14 protein-coding genes are annotated in these 18,421 nt (G+C 72.0%); 11 read left to right on the top strand and 3 right to left on the bottom strand.

What is annotated here, in order from left to right; translation table 11 throughout:
• The first annotated feature begins 21 nt into the window (after positions 1–21).
• The 4 genes from NOO62_RS24645 (at position 22) to sucD (ending at position 6,889) form a co-directional block, all read left to right on the top strand.
• A complete protein-coding gene (locus tag NOO62_RS24645; protein WP_268773032.1) occupies positions 22–2,550 on the top strand; it encodes a DUF5682 family protein in 2,529 nt (842 codons plus the stop codon).
• Between the two features lie 728 nt (positions 2,551–3,278).
• On the top strand, positions 3,279–4,469 hold the full coding sequence (locus NOO62_RS24650; protein ID WP_268773033.1) for a VWA domain-containing protein: 1,191 nt from the start codon (positions 3,279–3,281) through the stop codon (positions 4,467–4,469).
• Between the two features lie 311 nt (positions 4,470–4,780).
• Complete coding sequence (sucC, locus tag NOO62_RS24655) at positions 4,781–5,959, top strand: ADP-forming succinate--CoA ligase subunit beta (protein WP_268773034.1); 1,179 nt, start codon at positions 4,781–4,783, stop codon at positions 5,957–5,959.
• Positions 5,960–6,004: 45 nt separating this feature from the next.
• A complete protein-coding gene (gene sucD / locus NOO62_RS24660; protein ID WP_150185806.1) occupies positions 6,005–6,889 on the top strand; it encodes a succinate--CoA ligase subunit alpha in 885 nt (294 codons plus the stop codon).
• A gap of 141 nt (positions 6,890–7,030) precedes the next feature.
• On the opposite strand, the gene NOO62_RS24665 is transcribed toward sucD, so the two are convergent.
• A complete protein-coding gene (locus NOO62_RS24665; RefSeq protein ID WP_268773035.1) occupies positions 7,031–8,344 on the bottom strand; it encodes a helix-turn-helix domain-containing protein in 1,314 nt (437 codons plus the stop codon).
• A 152-nt stretch (positions 8,345–8,496) separates the two neighbouring features.
• Between NOO62_RS24665 and NOO62_RS24670 the strand changes: the two genes are divergently transcribed.
• A complete protein-coding gene (locus NOO62_RS24670; protein ID WP_268773036.1) occupies positions 8,497–10,287 on the top strand; it encodes a DUF6350 family protein in 1,791 nt (596 codons plus the stop codon).
• A 2-nt stretch (positions 10,288–10,289) separates the two neighbouring features.
• Here NOO62_RS24670 and NOO62_RS24675 read toward each other — a convergent pair whose 3' ends face one another.
• Positions 10,290–11,141, bottom strand: a complete 852-nt coding sequence (locus tag NOO62_RS24675; RefSeq protein WP_268773037.1) for a hypothetical protein — start codon at positions 11,139–11,141, stop codon at positions 10,290–10,292.
• Positions 11,142–11,428: 287 nt separating this feature from the next.
• On the opposite strand from NOO62_RS24675, the gene purN reads away from it, so the two are divergent.
• The gene (gene purN / locus NOO62_RS24680; protein WP_268775754.1) at positions 11,429–12,055 is read left to right on the top strand and encodes a phosphoribosylglycinamide formyltransferase; all 627 of its coding nucleotides are present in this window, start codon (positions 11,429–11,431) and stop codon (positions 12,053–12,055) included.
• A complete protein-coding gene (gene purH, locus NOO62_RS24685; RefSeq protein ID WP_268773038.1) occupies positions 12,052–13,629 on the top strand; it encodes a bifunctional phosphoribosylaminoimidazolecarboxamide formyltransferase/IMP cyclohydrolase in 1,578 nt (525 codons plus the stop codon). Before purN ends, purH begins: the two co-directional genes overlap by 4 nt.
• Positions 13,630–13,737: 108 nt before the next feature.
• Here the strand turns inward: purH and NOO62_RS24690 are convergent, their stop codons facing one another.
• Positions 13,738–14,478 (bottom strand): RDD family protein, encoded by a 741-nt coding sequence (locus NOO62_RS24690; protein WP_268773039.1) that lies wholly within the window; start codon positions 14,476–14,478, stop codon positions 13,738–13,740.
• A gap of 254 nt (positions 14,479–14,732) precedes the next feature.
• Between NOO62_RS24690 and NOO62_RS24695 the strand changes: the two genes are divergently transcribed.
• The 4 genes from NOO62_RS24695 (at position 14,733) to NOO62_RS24710 (ending at position 18,384) form a co-directional block, all read left to right on the top strand.
• A complete protein-coding gene (locus NOO62_RS24695) occupies positions 14,733–15,587 on the top strand; it encodes a bifunctional methylenetetrahydrofolate dehydrogenase/methenyltetrahydrofolate cyclohydrolase (protein ID WP_268773040.1) in 855 nt (284 codons plus the stop codon).
• Positions 15,588–15,633: 46 nt separating this feature from the next.
• Entirely contained in the window at positions 15,634–16,197 is a 564-nt protein-coding gene (locus tag NOO62_RS24700; RefSeq protein ID WP_268773041.1) for a DUF3017 domain-containing protein, read from the top strand.
• Between the two features lie 308 nt (positions 16,198–16,505).
• Entirely contained in the window at positions 16,506–17,669 is a 1,164-nt protein-coding gene (locus NOO62_RS24705; RefSeq protein ID WP_268773042.1) for a sensor histidine kinase, read from the top strand.
• A 13-nt stretch (positions 17,670–17,682) separates the two neighbouring features.
• Positions 17,683–18,384 carry a response regulator gene (locus NOO62_RS24710; RefSeq protein ID WP_268773043.1) on the top strand — a complete coding sequence of 234 codons (702 nt, stop codon included), beginning with the start codon at positions 17,683–17,685 and terminating at the stop codon, positions 18,382–18,384.
• Positions 18,385–18,421 lie beyond the last annotated feature (37 nt).

The following is an 18,421-nucleotide window of genomic DNA, read 5'->3' on the forward strand; positions in this document are numbered from 1 at the left end:
GGGGTGACGGGAGTGACGGGAGTGACCGGGGCGCGTGTGCGGGAGACGCTGTTGCTCGGAGTGCGGCACCACGGTCCTGGCTCGGCGCGTGCGGTGCGGGCCGCGCTCGACGCGGGGCGGCCGGAAGTCGTCCTCGTCGAGGGGCCGCCGGAGGCCGACGCGCTCGTGGATCTTGCCGCCGACGAGGGGATGCGGCCACCGGTCGCGCTGCTCGCGCATGTGGTGGACGAGCCGGGGCGCTCGGCGTTCTGGCCGCTCGCCGACTTCTCCCCGGAGTGGGTCGCGATCCAGTGGGCCCTTGGGCACGGGGTGCCTGTGCGGTTCATCGATCTCCCGGCAGCGCACTCACTAGCCGTCCGCACGGAGGACGAAGGAGAGGGAGAGGGACGGGGGCAGGGACAGGGGCAGGGAGAAGGAGGAGGAGAGGGCGCGGGTGGGGGTGACGGGGGAGACATGGGGGGCGTGCGGGTTGATCCACTCGGCGTGCTCACCGAGACCGCCGGGTACGACGACCCCGAGCGCTGGTGGGAGGACGTCGTCGAGCACCGTGGGACGGCCGGCGACCCGTTCGCGCCGTTCGAGGCGGTGGCCGAGGCGATGGAAGCCCTGCGCGAGGCCTACGGAGACGGGGGGCACGCCCGCGACCTGGTGCGCGAGGCGCACATGCGGTTCCAGGTGAGGGCCGCGCAGAAGGAGTTCGGTCCTGAGCGGGTCGCCGTGGTCTGTGGAGCCTGGCATGTTCCCGCGCTGCGGCGGAAGACCACCGTGGCCGCGGACCGGGCCCTCCTCAAGGGGTTGCCCAAGGTGAAGGCCGAGATGACGTGGGTGCCGTGGACCCACCGCAGGCTCTCGCGCGCGAGTGGGTACGGCGCGGGAATCGTCTCCCCAGGTTGGTACGCCCATTTGTTCGGTGCGCCCGACCGGCCCGTCGAGCGCTGGATGACGAAGGTCGCCCGGCTGCTGCGCGACGAGGACAGGCTCGTGTCGTCCGCGCACGTCATCGAAGCGGTGCGGCTCGCCGAGACGCTGGCCGCGATGCGGGGGCGGCCGCTGGCCGGGCTCACCGAGACGGCCGATGCAGTGCGGGCGGTGATGTGCGAGGGCTCCGACGTACCGCTCGCGCTCGTGCACGACAAGCTCGTCGTCGGGGACGTGCTGGGGGAGGTGCCCGATGCGGCGCCCGCGGTTCCGCTGCAGCGTGACCTCACGAAGCTGCAGCGCAGGCTTCGGCTGAAACCGGAGGCGTCGGAGCGGGAGTTGGAGCTCGACCTCCGTAAGGAGACGGACGCCGCGCGCAGCAGGCTGTTGCACCGGCTGCGGCTCCTCGGCGTGGGCTGGGGCGAGCCGACGGCGTCCCGGGGGAGCACGGGGACGTTTCGGGAGACCTGGCGGCTGCGGTGGGAGCCGGAGCTCGCCGTGCGGGTCGCCGAGGCGGGGGTGTGGGGGACGACGGTCCTGGGTGCGGCCACGGGCAAGGCGTCCTCCGACGCGGTCGACGCGGGGGCGCTGTCCGACGTCACCGTGCTCGCCGAGCGGTGCCTGCTGGCGGAGTTGCCGGACGCGTTGCCCGTGGTGATGCGGGTCCTTGTGGACCGGGCGGCGCTGGACACGGACGTCGGACACCTCGCGCAGGCCCTTCCCGCGCTGGTGCGGTCACTCCGGTACGGGGATGTCAGGGGGACCGGTACGGAGGCCCTCGGCGAGGTTGCCCTCGGGCTCGCCGAGCGGATCTTCGTCGGGTTGCCGCCCGCGTGCGCGGGGCTGGACGCGGACGCGGCTCTGGAGATGCGACGGCATGTCGATGCGGTGCATCAGGCGGTGGCACTGCTCGGGGAGTTCGGTGCGGGGTCCGGTACGGGTTTCGGTTCGTATTCCGGTACGGGGGGCGCGCAGGGGGTTCGCGCTCGGTGGCACTCCGTACTGCGGACGCTCGCCGAGCGGGAGTCCGTCGCCGGAGTCGTGCGGGGGCGGTGCGTGCGGCTGCTCCTGGACGGCGGGGAACTGGGGGACGAGGACGTCGCCCGCCTCATGGGGCTCGCGCTGTCCCGGGGCAGTGCGCCGGCCGAAGGGGCCGCCTGGATCGAGGGGTTCGTCGGGGGCGGATCCGGAGGCGGGATGCTGCTCGTGCACGACGAGCGGCTGCTCGGGCTGGTCGACGACTGGCTGTGCGGGGTGTCGGACGCCGCCTTCATCGACGTACTGCCGTTGCTGCGACGCACGTTCTCGGCGTACGAGGCGGGGGTGCGGCGGACGTTGGGCGAGCTGGTGCGGCGGGGGCCGACGGGGCGGTCGGCCGGTGCTGTCGGGGGGGCCGGAGCCGGGCAGGGCGCGGGGATGCCCGGTTTCGGCGCCCGGCTCGACCCCACGCGCGCGGACGCCGTGGTGCCGATCGTCCACCTGCTCCTGGGCCTGCCGATGGACGCCGGGGTTGGGGCAGGGGCAGGGGCGGGGTCTGGGGCTGGGGTTGTGCTGCGGGCGGGTGCGGATGTGGGTGCGGAGGTGCGGGCGGTGGGGGCCGTCGGCGACGACTGCGTGGGGGTGGACGGGTGAGTCAGGGGACTCGTGCGGCGGAGATATCGGCGGCGACCGTATGCGGGTGAGCGGGGTGAACACGGTGGTTGGAGGGCTTGGCGCGGCGTGGGCTGGTGGGGGCGACTACGTGGGGGCGGTGGGGTGAGCGGGGTGAACACGGTGACTGGACGGTTCGGCGTGGCGAGGGCTGGCGGTGGCGACTGCATCGGGGTGGCGGGGTGGAAGCGGTGAACGGTGCGGCTGGGGGAGTTGGTGCGGCCGTAGGCGAGACCGAGGGGGGGGGCTTGGCGGGCCGGGGGCGGGGGGGCGAGGGGCCGGGGGGGGCGGGGGCGGCCGGGGGGCGGGGGGGCGGGGGGGGGGGTGGCGCGGCCGGGGGGTGGCGGGGCGAGGGCCGGGCCGGGGGAGGGCGTGGGGCGGCCGGGGGGGGCGGGGGGTCGGGGTAGCCGGGGGGGCGGGATCGAAGGCGAGGGCCAGACCGAGGTCGAGGGCGCGGGTGCGGCCGAGGGCGGCGGGCGAGCCGGGGTGGCCGGGGGAGTTGGCGTGGTTGGGGGCGTGGTCGAAGGCGGGAGAGTCGGAGTGGCTGGGGGAGTTGGCGTGGTTGAAGGGGGGGAGCCGGAGTGGGCGGGGGAGTTGGCGTGGTCGAGGGCGGGGGAGCCGCAGTGACTGAGGGAGTTGGCGTGGTCGGAGGCGGGGGACGCGGGGGAGTCGGGGTGGTTGGGGGCGAGGTCGGAGGCCGGGGTGGTGGTGTGACTCGGGGTGCGGATGGCGGTGGTGAGCGGGTTCGGCGGTGGCGGCTTGTTCTGGGCGGGGAAGGTGGGGATGGCACTGGGTGTGTGCTTGGGGGGCGGGATGCGGCGATGGATGACGCCCTCGGGGCGTTGTACGGGGGCGTGAGGGAGAAGGGGGGCGAGGGGCGGCGGGAGCGGTCGGCGGGGCTCGGGGCGTCCGCGCCGTCCGTGGCGCGGTGGCTCGGGGACATCCGTACGTACTTCCCCTCGTCCGTCGTGCAGGTCATGCAGCGGGACGCCATCGACCGGCTGGGGCTGTCCACGTTGCTTCTGGAGCCCGAGATGCTGGAGGCCGTCGACGCGGACGTGCACCTGGTGGGCACGCTGCTCTCCCTCAACAAGGCCATGCCCGAGACGACCAAAGAGACCGCGCGGGCTGTCGTGCGCAAGGTCGTCGAGGACCTGGAGAAGCGCCTCGCGACGCGGACCCGCTCCGCGCTCACCGGCGCGCTCGACCGCAGCGCCCGCATCAGCAGGCCGCGCCACCACGACATCGACTGGAACCGCACGATCGCGGCCAACCTCAAGAACTACCTGCCGGAGCACCGGACGATCGTCCCCGAGCGGCTCATCGGGTACGGGCGGGCGTCCCGGTCGGTGAAGAAGGAGGTCATCCTCTGCATCGACCAGTCCGGGTCGATGGCCGCGTCCGTCGTCTACGCCTCGGTGTTCGGGGCCGTGCTCGGTTCCATGCGGTCGCTCGACACCCGGCTCGTCGTCTTCGACACGAACGTCGTCGACCTGACCGACCAGCTCGACGACCCCGTGGACGTGCTCTTCGGCACTCAGCTGGGCGGCGGCACCGATATAAATCGCGCCCTCGCCTACTGCCAGTCGCAGATCACCCGGCCCGCCGACACGGTCGTCGTCCTCATCAGCGACCTCTACGAGGGAGGCATCCGCGACGAGATGCTGAAGCGGGTCGCGGCGATGAAGGCGTCCGGGGTGCAGTTCGTGACGCTGCTCGCGCTCTCCGACGAGGGGACACCCGCGTACGACCGTGAGCACGCGGCGGCACTCGCGGCCCTCGACGCACCGGCCTTCGCCTGTACGCCGGACCTCTTCCCGGAGGTGATGGCCGCGGCGATCGAGAAGCGGCCCCTTCCGATACCGGACAGGGCGATACAGGTGCCGGGCTCCGCGGGCTGATCGCGGGAGCAACTGGAGCAAACGAAGGGTGTCCGACGCCACAGAGGCCGCCCGGCCACCACGGCGGCCGCGGGTTTTGCCGCGGTGACCACGTGATCTGTGACCGTCATCACCGCCCAAATGTGATCTGTGATTTAGGGACCTACGTCCCGCGGCGATAACCTGCGAGACGGACATGCCGCGTACCGGACTCCGTCCTACGCCTCCCTTGTGACAGCGCAGTCACGTTGCCCTCCGCGGCACGCCCACGCAGACAGCTGACCACAAAGCAGCGAGATCGCAGCGAGATCACGGAAAAGGGACGGACGCGCGTGGACCTGTTCGAGTACCAGGCGAGGGACCTCTTCGCCAAGCACGGTGTACCGGTGCTGGCCGGTGAAGTCATCGACACGCCTGAGGCGGCGCGCGAGGCCACCGAGAAGCTGGGCGGCAAGTCGGTCGTCAAGGCACAGGTGAAGGTCGGTGGCCGCGGTAAGGCCGGCGGCGTGAAGCTGGCGGCGAACCCGGACGAGGCCGTCGCTCGTGCGACGGACATCCTCGGGATGGACATCAAGGGCCACACGGTCCACAAGGTGATGATCGCCGAGCTGTCCCCGGAGATCGAGGCGGAGTACTACGTCTCGTACCTCCTCGACCGCACCAACCGCACCTTCCTGGCCATGGCGTCGGTGCAGGGCGGCATGGACATCGAGGAGGTCGCCGAGAAGACCCCCGAGGCGCTCGCCAAGGTTCCGGTCGACTCCAACGAGGGCGTCACCATCGAGAAGGCCCGCGAGATCGTCGCGCTGGCGAAGTTCCCGGCCGAGGTGGCCGAGGGCGTCGCCGAGGCCATGGTGACCCTGTGGGAGACCTTCGTCGCCGAGGACGCGCTCCTCGTCGAGGTCAACCCCCTCGTCAAGACCAAGGACGGCCGCATCCTGGCCCTGGACGGCAAGGTCTCGCTCGACGAGAACGCCGACTTCCGCCAGGCCGACCACGAGGCGCTCGAGGACAAGGACGCAGCCAACCCGCTCGAGGCTGCTGCCAAGGCCAAGGGCCTCAACTACGTCAAGCTCGAGGGCGAGGTCGGCATCATCGGCAACGGCGCGGGTCTCGTCATGAGCACCCTGGACGTCGTCGCGTACGCCGGTGAGGCGCACAACAACGTCAAGCCGGCCAACTTCCTCGACATCGGCGGCGGCGCTTCGGCCGAGGTCATGGCGAACGGCCTGGAGATCATCCTCGGCGACCCGGACGTCAAGTCCGTCTTCGTCAACGTCTTCGGTGGCATCACCGCCTGTGACGAGGTCGCCAACGGCATCGTCCAGGCGCTCGAGCTGCTCAAGTCCAAGGGCGAGGAAGTCACCAAGCCCCTGGTCGTGCGCCTCGACGGCAACAACGCGGAGCTGGGTCGCAAGATCCTCAGCGACGCCAACCACCCGCTCGTGCAGCGCGTGGACACCATGGACGGCGCGGCCGACAAGGCCGCCGAGCTCGCGGCCGCACGGTGACATTGCGCGTCTCCGACACGACAAGGGACTAGGTACAGAACAGCCATGGCTATCTTCCTCAACAAGGACAGCAAGGTCATCGTCCAGGGCATGACCGGTGCCACGGGCATGAAGCACACCAAGCTCATGCTGGGTGACGGCACGAACATCGTCGGCGGCGTGAACCCCCGCAAGGCGGGCACGAAGGTCGACTTCGACGGCACCGAGGTACCGGTCTTCGGCTCGGTCAAGGAGGCCATGGAGGCCACGGGCGCCAACGTGTCCGTCCTCTTCGTGCCGCCGGCCTTCTCCAAGGCCGCCGTCGTCGAGGCGATCGACGCGGAGATCCCCCTCGCCGTCGTCATCACCGAGGGCATCGCCGTCCACGACTCCGCCGCCTTCTGGGCGTACGCGAAGTCGAAGGGCAACAAGACCCGCATCATCGGCCCGAACTGCCCGGGTCTGATCACGCCGGGTCAGTCGAACGCGGGCATCATCCCCGGCGACATCACCAAGCCGGGCCGCATCGGCCTGGTCTCGAAGTCCGGCACGCTGACGTACCAGATGATGTACGAGCTCCGTGACATCGGCTTCTCCTCGGCCGTCGGCATCGGTGGCGACCCGGTCATCGGTACGACGCACATCGACGCCCTCGAGGCGTTCGAGGCCGACCCCGACACCGACCTGATCGTCATGATCGGTGAGATCGGCGGCGACGCGGAGGAGCGTGCGGCGGACTTCATCAAGGCGAACGTGACGAAGCCGGTCGTCGGTTACGTCGCGGGCTTCACGGCGCCCGAGGGCAAGACGATGGGCCACGCGGGTGCCATCGTCTCCGGCTCCTCCGGTACGGCTGCCGCGAAGAAGGAAGCCCTTGAGGCTGCCGGTGTGAAGGTCGGCAAGACGCCCACCGAGACGGCGAAGCTGGCGCGCGAGATCCTGGCGGGCTGACGTCCGTCGGTTGAGCAGTGTGTAAGCGGGCCCGCACCTTTGAGGTGCGGGCCCGCTTTTCTGTGCCGCCTCTTGTTCTTCTTCGGCCGCGGGTGGGTGGGGGCTTGTCGCGCAGTTCCCCGCGCCCCTGGAAGCGTCCGGCTACCTTGCCTGGGGTGTCAGGCGTTCCTGGCCGTTGGGGAGTTCTGCCCGGAGTTTTTCGCGGAGGGTGGTGTCCTCGTAGGTGAGGGGGCCCGGGCCCATGCGGGGTGGGACGCCGCTGATGGCGCGGCCGGGGGCCTGCGGGGGCTCGTAGTGGGTGGGGGCGTTTCTCAGGGTCAGGGCCGTCGCGCCGATGATCAGCGCCGTGAACGCGATGGCCGCGCGGGTCCAGAAGCGGGCCCGGTACTCGCTGCCGGTGCGGACGCGGTCGGCTTTCGGGAGCCGTAGCTTCTCGGCCCCGCCGACCTCGGCGAGGCGCCGGTGGAGCGCCTCGGGGTCCGCCAGGTCGGGCAGCCGCTCGGCGATCGTCTCGCGTGCGTGCAGGAGGCGGTTCGCGGTGGCGGGTGTGCTCGCCTCCGTCTCGGCCGCGGTCTCGGGCAGGTCCAGGCCGATGCCGTCGTAGAGCATCAGTGCGCGGCGCTGCGCGGGCGGCAGGCTGAGGAGTACGTCGAGGAAGGTGCGGTCGGCCGGCTGCGCGGGCGGAGCGTCCGGGTGGCGCTGGCTGGGGCGGAAGCGGTGCCAGGGGGACATCGCGTACTCGTACGCCGCCGCGCGGACCCACCCCGCCGGGTCCCGGTCGACCGCCACCTCCGGCCAGCGCTGCCATGCCAGCTGGAAGGCGCGCTCCACCGACTCGTGGGCGAGGCCGCGCCGCCCGGTGAGCAGGTACGTCTGGCGTACGAGGCCGGGGGCGCAGTGGGCGCAGAGGGCGTCGAAGGCCTGAGCGGGGGTCTGGGCGGTGGTCTGGTCCGGAGGGTTGATGGCCTGGAGGCTGTTGGCCTGGGGGCGCGTCACGCGGACCGGGAGTGGGCGGATGTGGCCGTTGGGGGCGGGGGTGGCGTGGGTGGCGTGTGCGGCAGAGGTGGCGTGTGCTGCGGCGGGTGTCAGGGGGACGGGGGTCGGTGGTTTCGCTGCGCGCTTGGTTGCCGATTGCGGTCGCGAAGTCGACTTTCCGCCGGTGGTGGGTTTTGTCCTCAGGGGGTGTGCGTGCGACGTGGGGGGAGTGGGACCCGTCTCGGTTACGGCCTTCTCGAAGGTCGTAGTCGCGTTCGCGTTCGTGTGCGCGGTCAGGAGCTTCGCGTACGTCTCGCGTTTGCGGCCGCGCGGGGTGGCGCGGCCCGTTTCCCAGGAGCGGACCGTTTCGCGGGTGACGCCGATCTTCGCCGCGAGATCGGCATGGCTCAGCGACTTCGCCTCGCGCAGCCTGCGGCGTTCCTTGGGGGACGGCAGAGGCGTGGCAGGGCTCTGGGGCATCTCGGAATCTCCGCACCGTGGGCCGACGTACGGCGGGCGGGCCGGGCGTAGTCGACCTGCCGTACGAAAAAGTACATAAACGTATATTGGGCGACACATCCGATATTCGCCTGTTACGGGAAGAAAGCGCGTGTCGTTGGGAGCATGGCCGGGTGACCCAGACGACCGATCCCCACGCTTCGTCGCCGCCCGTGGAACCGTTGCGCGGACGGGCCCGCGACCGTTCTCCCGCCCTGGCCACCTGCGTGCTGGGCGGGGCTGTCGCCGCGGGCCTGGGGCTCGGCTCGTTCGCCGTACTGGTGATGGTGCTGTGGATCAGCTCGCCCTACCCGGACAGCGGGCCCGATGGGGCGCTGCACGTCGCCGCGGGGCTGTGGCTCCTTGCGCACGGCACGGAGTTGGTCAGGACGGACACGCTGTCCGGGGCGGCCGCGCCGGTCGGGGTGACGCCGCTGCTGCTCGTCGTTCTGCCGAGCTGGCTGTTGCACCGGGCGGCGCGGGACGCGGCGTCGCCGGAGGAGCGCGGGCACGCGGCGCGTACGGCGTGGTCCGGGGTCGTGGGCGGGTATCTGCTGGTCGGCATGGCCGCGGCGGTGTATGCGACGGGTGGTGAGCTGCGGCCCGACTGGCTCAGTGTGGTCGTGCATGTACCGGCGCTGGCGGCGGGGGCGGCCGGGCTCGGGGTGTGGACGGCGCGCGGGCGTCCGCGCGGGCCGCTCCCGGCGTTCCTGCGTCGCCCGCTCTCCGCCCTGCCCGACGGGGTACGTACCTCTCTCCGGGCCGCTCTCGTACGTGGCTTCCTCGCCCGGCGCCTCGCGGCGGCCGTCGTGCGGGCCGGGGTGGCGGGCGCGGCGGTTCTCGTCGGGGGTGGGGCGCTGCTCGTCGGAGTGTCGCTGGTGCTGCACGCGGGGCCGGTTCAGGACTCGTTCATGCAGGTCACAGACGTGTGGTCGGGGCGGCTCGCGGTACTTCTACTGGCTCTGGCGCTGGTGCCGAACGCCGCGGTGTGGGGGGCGTCCTACGGTCTCGGGCCCGGCTTCGTACTCGGCACGGGGACCGTCGCCGGGCCTCTCGCGGCGGGCTCGGCACCGCTGCTGCCGCCCTTCCCGCTGCTCGCGGCCCTGCCGTCGCCGGGCCCGGGCTCGCCGCTGACCTGGGCGTCCGCGGCGGTGCCCGTGGGGGCGGGGCTCGTGGTCGCCTGGTGCACGGTCCATGCGGCAGCGCCCGCTTTCGGTGACCGGGACGAGGCGTGGTCCCGGGGCCGTACGGCTGCCGGGGCGGCGCTCGCGGCGGTGGTGTGCGGGCTGTCGACGGCGGCCCTCGCGGCCCTGGCGGGCGGCCCGATGGGCGTGGCGATGCTGTCCGACTTCGGGCCGGTGTGGTGGCAGACGGGGGCTGCGGCGCTGGGCTGGTCGCTGCTGATCGGGGTGCCGGTGGCGCTCGCTCTGCGGGGGTGGCGACTGCGGAGGGCGCGCGCGGTCGGCAGGGAGCAGGAGTTGGCCGCGCTTCAGCAACCGGCCACGGGTGAGGAGCGGGAGACGGTTGACGCGGAGCAGCCGCCGTCCGGTGAGAGGGGGCGGGCTGGGCCGTCGTGGCTCAGGTTGCCCTCGTTGCCCTCGTTGCCCTCGTGGCGGATGCGGATGCGGATGCGGATGCGGGTGCCGCGGCCCCGGAGCTCGCCGCTGCCCGTTCCGGCGGCCGAGTCTGCCCTGGACGCTCCCGCGGACCAGCCGGTACAGGGTCAGGACGGCACACCGGAGCCGACCGGAAGCCCCGCCCCTGACATGCCGGACGCCCCGGTCTCCCCCTCCCCCACCTGGCACGACGAAGCCGCACGTGAAGCTCGGTGGGAGGCGTTGAAGGAGGAGGGGGAGCGGCTCTGGGAGCGGCGGGTGTCGCCACCGGAGGCGCCGGATTCGCCGGAGACGCCGGAGGCGCCCTGACGTCAGTCCTGTTCGCCCAGGAGCGGCCGCAGCTGCTTCGGCAGCAGGTCCTCGCAGGACTGCTGCGACGCGCTGGTCAGAGCGTCGTCCACGCACGTGTAGTAGTCCCGGTACACCAGCTGCGCCGTGAACGTACCGGCCACCATCAGGAGCGCCAGCGCGCCCGTGACCAGGCCGCTGATCGCCGCCGTCGTCTGCGGCCTCGTGCTGCTCGCCGTCGGGGCGGCCGCAGGCGTGGCGGGAGTCGGCGGGGTCGCCGGAGTCGCCGGAGTCGGCGGAGCGGACTGCGCGGCCGGTGTCGTCGCGTCCGGCTTGCGCTGCTTCGCACGCAGGGACTGGATCGCCCACATCACCGCGAGCGCGCCGAGCAGCAGCGCAACGTACCGCCAGCCGAACAGGGCGAAGAAGAAGCCCCACATGCCGGAGAGCAGGGCGTACCGCGCGCGGCGCTGGGACGGGTCCGTCGGGTCCCACCGCATGCCCGAGCCGCTGCCGCCCGGCGACGACGGGTCTTCCTTGCCGGGGCCGCCGGGACCCCCGGGGCCGCCCGGACCGTTCTGCTGGCGCGGGCGGTCGCCGAAGCTGCCCTGCGAGCGGCCGGGCTGCCGGTCGCTCCACTGGCTGCCCCACGGCGACCCGTGGCCGTGGCCGCCGCCACCGGAGTCGTCGCCGTCCGGGGCGGAGTCGCCCGAGGGGCGGCGCGGCTGCCACGGCCGGTCCGGTGTCCCCTCCGGCGGCGGCGCGAAGGGGTTGTCGTCGTCCTTGCCCGTTCCCTGGGCACCCTGGCCCCGGGACTCGGGTCCCTGGGATTCCGGGTCCTGCGGCGGAGACGAAGGGCGGCTACGGTCCGGCATCAGGTGTGCGTCTTCCCCTTGGTAGGGCCGTGGCGGAGCCGTTGTGCGGCTCGACAACGCGGCGTTCTTCGGTATTCAGGCGCTTCCCCACAGACGCTACCTTCCGCCCGCGCCCCCGTCCCGTGAGGGGCGGTTCCGGGTGCCGGTATCGTTGCTGGCGGTCGGCCGCTTCGTAGGGTTCCCCGTATCGCGGGACCCGAAGCCTTCGTACGACCGTACAAAGATGCAACGACGCACCTTCGAAGTCGCATCCTCCTAGAAAGGGCCCCGCTGTGGCCAAGAGCGCCGTGGTCGCGCGCCCCGTCAAGCGCCTCGTCGTGCTGGTGTCCGGGTCGGGCACGAATCTTCAGGCCCTGATCGACACCATCCGCACCGAGGGCCCGGAGGGGTACGGCGCCGAGATCGTCGCCGTGGGCGCCGACCGTGACGGCATCGCCGGTCTGGAGCGCGCCGAGCGTGCCGGGCTCCCCACCTTCGTCTGCCGGGTGAAGGACCACGCGACCCGCGACGAGTGGGACGCGGCCCTGGCGGAGGCGACGGCCGAGCACGAGCCCGACCTGGTGGTCTCCGCCGGGTTCATGAAGATCGTGGGGAAGGAGTTCCTCGCGCGCTTCGGCGGGCGGTTCGTGAACACGCACCCCGCGCTGCTGCCCAGTTTTCCGGGGGCCCACGGCGCGCGCGACGCGCTCGCGTACGGCGTGAAGGTCACCGGCTGCACCGTCCACTTCGTCGACGACGGCGTCGACACCGGCCCGATCATCGCCCAGGGCGTGGTCGAGGTCCGGGACGAGGACGACGAGAGCGCTCTGCACGAGCGCATCAAGGAAGTCGAGCGCACGCTGCTCGTCGATGTCGTGGGGCGTCTGGCCCGGCACGGCTACCGCATTGAGGGACGAAAGGTTCTTATCCCGTGACCGCCGAAGCTACGAACGCGAACGCCGCGCAGCGCCCCATCAAGCGTGCGCTCGTCAGCGTCTACGACAAGACCGGCCTGGAAGAGCTCGCGCGCGGGCTCCACGAGGCGGGCGTCGAGCTCGTCTCCACCGGCTCGACCGCCTCGAAGATCGCCGCGGCCGGGGTGCCCGTCACCAAGGTCGAGGAGCTCACCGGCTTCCCCGAATGCCTGGACGGCCGGGTCAAGACCCTGCACCCGAAGGTCCACGCCGGGATCCTCGCCGACCTGCGCCTCGAGGACCACCGCGAGCAGCTCGCGGAGCTCGGCGTCGAGCCCTTCCAGCTCGTCGTCGTGAACCTGTACCCCTTCAAGGAGACCGTCGCGTCCGGGGCCACTCCCGACGAGTGCGTCGAGCAGATCGACATCGGTGGCCCGTCCATGGTCCGCGCCGCCGCCAAGAACCACCCGTCGGTCGCGGTCGTCACCGACCCGAAGCGGTACGCCGACGTGCTCGCCGCGGTCGAGGCCGGCGGCTTCGACCTGGCGGCGCGCAAGCGGCTCGCGGGAGAAGCGTTCCAGCACACGGCCGCGTACGACGTGGCCGTCGCGAGCTGGTTCGCGGCGGACTACGCCGCCGCCGACGACTCCGGCCACCCCGGCTTCCTCGGCGCCACGTACGAGCGCAAGAACGTGCTCCGTTACGGCGAGAACCCCCACCAGGGCGCCGCTCTCTACGTCGACGGCACGGGCGGTCTCGCCGAGGCCGAGCAGCTGCACGGCAAGGAGATGTCGTACAACAACTTCACCGACACGGACGCCGCGCGCCGTGCCGCGTACGACCACGACGAGCCCTGTGTCGCGATCATCAAGCACGCCAACCCGTGCGGGATCGCGATCGGCGCGAACGTCGCCGAGGCGCACCGCAAGGCGCACGCCTGCGACCCGCTGTCGGCCTTCGGCGGCGTCATCGCCGTGAACCGTCCGGTCTCCAAGGAGATGGCCGAGCAGGTCGCCGACATCTTCACCGAGGTCATCGTCGCGCCGGAGTACGAGGACGGCGCCCTCGAAGTCCTCACCAAGAAGAAGAACATCCGAGTCCTGCGCGCCCATCAGGCGCCGTCCAGCGCGGTCGAGGTCAAGCAGATCGACGGCGGCGCGCTGCTCCAGGTCACCGACCGGCTCCAGGCCGACGGCGACAACCCCGCCAACTGGACGCTCGCCACCGGCGACGCGCTCAACGCGGGTGAACTCGACGAGCTCGCGTTCGCCTGGAAGGCGTCCCGCGCGGTGAAGTCCAACGCGATCCTGCTCGCCAAGGACGGCGCTTCCGTCGGCGTCGGCATGGGCCAGGTCAACCGCGTCGACTCCGCGAAGCTCGCGGTCGAGCGGGCGGGCGAGGAGCGGGCCCGTGGCTCCTACGCCGCGTCCGACGCGTTCTTCCCCTTCCCCGACGGCCTGGAGATCCTGACCGCCGCGGGCGTCAAGGCCGTGGTGCAGCCGGGTGGTTCGGTCCGTGACGAGCTGGTGGTCGAGGCGGCGAAGAAGGCGGGCGTCACGATGTACTTCACGGGGACGCGGCACTTCTTCCACTGAGCGGCGTGTGTTCGTACGTGCGCTGAGCGGCGTGTGTTCGTACGTGCGAAGGCCGCGCCCCGATGTTCGGGTGCGCGGCCTTCGCGGTGCGGCAGGTGTGAGGGCGGGTCAGTTGTTGGACCGCTGGATCACCATGGTCTTGGCCGCCTTGTCGTGCCAGCCCTGCTGACGCCCGCTCTTGTCCCAGAACGGCGACAGGTAGACGAGCAGCGAGCCGATGCCGCAGGCCAGCGAGCCCACCAGCGGAATGATGTAGCGGACGAAGGCCGCGCCGACGCCCGGCTTCTGGCCGCTCTCCGCGTCGATGACGCGGATGCCGACGGCGAGCTTGCCGAGCGTGCCGCCGACCATGGCCGTCATCAGCCACTCGTAGAGCAGGCCGACGACCGCGAGGGCGCCGATCACGGCGCCGAGGGACCCCATCATGTCGGTGCCCGCGTCGTTCATGCAGCTGTCGTACGCGGCCGAGCCCGGGTCGCAGTCCGCGGCCTGGCCGATGGCGTCGGCGGCGCCGACGACGAGAAGGACGATGTAGATCAGGGTGAAGGCGACACCGTCGATCGCACGGGCGCCGAAACGGCGGCCCATGGACGCGACCGTCGGGCCGCCGCCCTGGTAGCCGTAGCCGGCGCCGGGCTGCTGCGGGTACGCGCCGTAGGGCGAGGCCGGCTGCTGCGGGTAGCCGTAGCCCTGCTGCGGGACGCCGCCCGGTGCCTGCTGGGGATAGCCGTACTGCGGCTGGCCCGGCGCCTGTCCGTAGCCGGGCTGGCCCGGAGCCTGGCCGTAACCACCGGGCTGGCCCTGGGGCGGCTGCTGGCCGTAGGGGTTGTTCGGGTCGCCAAAACTCATGGCGGACTTCCTCCGTTGTTCACTGCGGGGACGACGCGGTGCGAGCGGAGGAAATGGGTGCTGCTGAGCGGTTTGCCCCCCGACACTGCCCGCGGCATGACCCGGGCCATGGTTCTCAATGGGCCGCCTTCCTGTCCAGTCGGTCACCTCAGGTGTTGTGCAAGTGCAACCTCGCTGATCAGCGGGTGCACCGGCGGGACGCCAGGGAGCGCCCTGATTGGTACCGGGCGGGTCCCATCCGGGAAGATGGGGGCATGACCGCCCAGATTCTCGATGGCAAGGCCACCGCAGCCGCGATCAAGTCCGAACTGACCGCCCGCGTGGCGGCCCTGAAGGAGAAGGGCGTCACGCCCGGACTCGGTACCGTCCTGGTCGGCGACGACCCGGGCAGCCAGAAGTACGTCGCGGGCAAGCACCGCGACTGCGCGCAGGTCGGCATCGCCTCCATCCAGCGCGAACTGCCCGCCACCGCCTCCCAGGAGGAGATCGAGGCGGTCGTCCGCGAACTCAACGAGGACCCGGACTGCACCGGTTACATCGTTCAGCTCCCGCTTCCCAAGGGCATCGACGAGAACCGCGTCCTGGAGCTCATGGACCCGGACAAGGACGCCGACGGCCTGCACCCGATGAACCTCGGCCGTCTCGTCCTGAACGAGCCGGCGCCGCTGCCCTGCACCCCGTACGGGATCATCCGGCTGCTCCGGCAGCACGACGTGGAGATCAAGGGCGCCGAGGTCGTCGTGGTCGGCCGCGGCGTCACCATCGGCCGTCCCATGCCGCTCCTGCTCACCCGCAAGTCCGAGAACGCCACGGTCACCCAGTGCCACACCGGCACCCGTGACCTCGCCGCCCACCTCAAGCGGGCGGACATCATCGTGGCCGCCGCGGGCGTACCGCACCTGATCAAGCCCGAGGACGTGAAGCCGGGCGCCGCCGTTCTGGACGTGGGCGTCTCGCGCGACGAGAACGGCAAGATCGTCGGCGATGTCCACCCGGGCGTCGCCGAGGTCGCCGGCTGGATCTCCCCGAACCCGGGCGGCGTCGGCCCGATGACCCGCGCCCAGCTCCTGGTGAACGTCGTCGAGGCCGCGGAACGCGCCGCGCGCTGAAGCCGCCCGCCGAACAGGAGAGCCGAACAGGAGAGGGGCGAGGGTGATGAGCGAGACCACGGGCCCGCAAGCCGACGCCGACGAAGGCAGCACCGCGGAAGCCGAACCGGGCAACACCGCGGAGGCCGGTCAGGGCAGCACCGCGCAGTCCGGTCAGGGCAGCACCGCGGGCGTTCCCCTGGCCAAGGGCGCGGTCAGCGCGCCGGGTCCGGACGGGCGGCCGCGGAAGGTGTCGCGACGCTTCCCGCTGTTCACGCGTGACACCGCGCGGCCCGAGGGCGGCGGCCGCGCCGCGGCGGGCGACGCACCCGCACCGGCCCGGCAGTGGCCGCTGATCAGCGTCGTCTCGCTGGTCGGACTCGGGCTGCTGCTCACCGCGTTCGACGTGTTCCGCGTCGGCACGCTGCTGATCGGCATCGCGCTCATCGGCGGCGCCGTGCTGCGCTGGGCGCTGCCGGACGTCGGGATGCTCGCGGTGCGTTCCCGGTTCACGGACATGGTCACGTACGGGGCACTGGGCCTCGCCATCGCACTCCTCGCGATGATGGCGCAGCCCTCGCCCTGGCTGGTGATCCCGTTCCTGGACGACACACTGCACTACACGATCTAGGCAGAACCGTACGATCCAGACAGAGCTGCATGGTCCGGACAGGCGGCATGCGCCCGACGGTGGCCCGTCCTCCCCCGAGGGGACGGGCCACCGCCGTGCGGACCGGGCCTTCCCCCCCATGCGGTTCTCCGACGGCCGCGGTCCTGTGGTGCTGGTCCCACAAACTACCGGCGTCCCGCAGGTCGCGTCGTCCCGCCCTGGGTGGAACTCCCCCTGCTCCAACGGCGGTAGACGGCCGTTTCCTACAACTTCCGCGGTACCGCCGCTGGTTGACGTTCCGGCCCCCAAACGCGCGTTACGCTGCGGCGATGCGGATCCGCCCCCTCGCTGTCGACGCATTGATCGCGGTCGCCCTGACCACGGTCGCCGTGCTGCTCGGACAGGAGCCCGTGAAGCAGGGCTGGATCGCCCTCGACCCCCTGGGATACGCGCTGGTCGCGCTCATCTGCCTGCCCGTCGCGGCCCGCAGCAGGGCCCCGCTCACCGTGCTGCTCGTCGTCCATCTGGCGTGGTTCGTCTACGTCACCGTCGGCTACTGGCCAGTGGTCGGCACCTTCGGACCCATGCTCACCGTCTACACGGTCGCCTCCCTCCGCTCCCCGCGCACCTCCCTCGCCTGCGCCGGGCTGATGGCCGCCCTGTGGATCTACGCCGGTGCGATCAGCGAGGGCGCGTCGATGCCCTCCGTCGTCGGCCAGGCCATTGGCTTCTCCCTCGTCCTGTGGCGCTTCGGGTACGTCGCACGCCGGTCGGCCGAACTGGCCCGGCAGTTGAAGCGCGAGCAGGACGAACGGGCCCGTCGCGAGGTCGCGGAGGAACGCGGTCGCATCGCGCGCGAACTGCACGACGTGGTCGCCCACCACATGTCGGTGATCTCCGTGCAGGCGGGCCTCGCGACGTTCGTCTTCGGCTCCGACCCCGCCACCGCGCGCGCGGCGCTCGGCACCATCTCCGGGACCAGCGGCGAAGCTCTCGAAGAGCTCCGCCGCATGCTGCGCGTCCTGCGCGCCGAGGACGGCGAGCACGGCGGTGACGCCCCCGGGGCCCCGATGCCGGGCCTGGCCCGCCTGGACGAGATGGTCGAGCGGGTCCGGGCCGGGGGAGTCCGCGTCGAGCTGCGGGTCACGGGCACCCCGCGGCTGGTGGCGCCCGGCGTGGAGCTGTGCGCGTACCGCGTGGTGCAGGAGGCACTCACCAACGTACTGAAACACGCCCACGGAGCCGCCGCGGCCGTCGAACTCGCCTACCGGCGCGGGCACATCGAGGTCTCCGTCACCAATGACGGGCAGGGGGTGATTCAGGACAGAGTACGGACGGGCAGTGGACACGGCTTGATTGGGATGCGGGAGCGGGCCAAGCTCTACGGCGGGGCGATCAGTATCGGCCCGCTGAGCGAGGGGGGATTCGCCGTGCGACTCACCCTGCCGACCTCGGCGCGGGCCGCGGCGCGGGGGGACGACGCAACGGAATGAGCCGGGTGACCGGATGAGCTCACGTATCAGGGTGCTCGTCGTCGACGACCAGTTCCTCATCCGCGCGGGGCTGGTGGGGCTGCTGCGCGCCGCGCCCGGCATCGAGGTCGTGGGCGAGGGGGGCGACGGCGAGGAAGCGGTGGAGCTCGCCGCGGAGACCTGCCCCGACGTCGTCCTCATGGACATCCGGATGCCGGGCATGAACGGCATCACGGCCACCGCGAAGATCCTGGCGCAGGCGGGCGAACCGGCGCCGCGCGTCCTTGTCCTGACGACGTTCGACCTCGACGAGTACGTGTACGGGGCGTTGCGGGCCGGCGCGTCCGGGTTCCTGCTCAAGGACTCGGGGCCCGAGCGGCTGCTCGCGGCGGTGGCGGCGGTCGGGGGCGGCGACGCGCTCTTCGCGCCCAGCGTGACGCGGCGCCTCGTCGAGGCGTTCGCCCGGCAGACGGCGGGCCCCGGCGGCGACGACGCGGAGACGCCGCCCGACCTCGGCGTACTGACCCAGCGCGAGGTCGAGGTCCTGAAACTCATCGCGCGCGGCCTCACCAACGCGGACATCGCGGAGCGGCTCTACATCAGCGAGGCCACGGTCAAGACCCATCTCAACCGCACGATGAGCAAGCTCGACCTGGACAGCAGGGCGCAGGCGGTGGTGGTGGCGTACGAGACGGGGCTCGTGACGCCGGGGGCGGGACCGGGGAACGGTCAGTGATCACGTGCTGAGTACGTGCTGATCAGCACGTACTCAG

The organism is Streptomyces sp. Je 1-369 (genome assembly GCF_026810505.1).
Lineage (GTDB): Bacteria > Actinomycetota > Actinomycetes > Streptomycetales > Streptomycetaceae > Streptomyces.